At 47.9% G+C, this 980-nt stretch carries 2 protein-coding genes; both read left to right on the top strand.

The annotated features are described in order from the left end of the window. Window positions 1-265 precede the first annotated feature (265 nt). Window positions 266-457, top strand: a complete 192-nt coding sequence (locus DD606_RS25625; protein WP_004187666.1) for a Rop family plasmid primer RNA-binding protein — start codon at window positions 266-268, stop codon at window positions 455-457. Beyond that, window positions 457-879 (top strand): helix-turn-helix domain-containing protein, encoded by a 423-nt coding sequence (locus DD606_RS25620; protein ID WP_064148699.1) that lies wholly within the window; start codon window positions 457-459, stop codon window positions 877-879. Before DD606_RS25625 ends, DD606_RS25620 begins: the two co-directional genes overlap by 1 nt. Window positions 880-980 lie beyond the last annotated feature (101 nt).

Below are 980 nucleotides of genomic sequence, written 5' to 3'. Positions count from 1 at the left end.
ATCTTTATAGTCCTGTCGGGTTTCGCCACCACTGATTTGAGTGTCAGTTTCTGTGATGCTTGTCAGGGGGGCGAAGCCTATGGAAAAACGGCCGCCGTGCGGCCTTTCCTTTTCCCCGTCACGCGACCGCTCGGTTTTCTCGAGCTATTATACGCATGCTCCTGCCGCTCGCCGCAGTCGAACGGCAGGAGCGTAGCGACTGAGTGAGCGAGGAAGCGGAAAAGAGAACATCCCTACATTGAGCACTGACGCTCTGAGGCTTCTTATGACGAAACAACAGAAAACAGCGCTGAACATGGCTAAATTCATCCAGAATCAGTCTCTGCTCCTGCTGGAGAAGCTTAACGAGCTTGATCTTGATGTCGAGGCCGACCTTTGTGAGAAACTCCACGATGATGCGGAGCATCTTTTCCGTACACTGTCCTCGAGACTGGATGCATTACAGGATGGTAACTGATGGCCAGAGTGTCTATTAGTGAAGCGGCACGGCTTGTTAAGGTTAGTCGCCCCACAATTTACAAGATGATTAACAGTGGGAAGTTAAGTTACACCTCTGTGGTAAAGCACGGGAAAGCTATTAAAGTTATTGATACTTCAGAGCTAATTAGAGTGTTTGGTTCTCTTGATGGTGTAATCGATACTGTAAAATATGATGTAAAAAGTGACGCAGAATCTACAGGTATTAACAGCGTTGGTTTACATGATTTACAACATAGAATCGCTTTACTTGAAGCTGAAAACGATGGTCTTAAAGGGGCTGTTAAGGCTCGAGATGAGCATATTGATTCCCTTCGTCAGGCTATGCAGCTTCTGGAGCACAAGCACGAACCTTCTTCACCACCCCATTCCCCGTGGTGGAAATTCTGGAAAAAATCCTGATCCCGCCATGCTTCCATTTTGCTCTCCGGCCATTCCGGGGAGTTCCTGAACCTTCCCAAAAATCGTCAGATCCCTGAACGCTCCTCACCACTAAAAATACC

Source organism: Enterobacter cloacae complex sp. GF14B (assembly GCF_004136805.1).
In the GTDB taxonomy this organism is placed as follows: domain Bacteria; phylum Pseudomonadota; class Gammaproteobacteria; order Enterobacterales; family Enterobacteriaceae; genus Enterobacter; species Enterobacter hormaechei_C.
The sequence above is the reverse complement of the archived record's forward strand: the minus strand, read 5'-3'. Positions and strand labels throughout refer to the sequence as shown.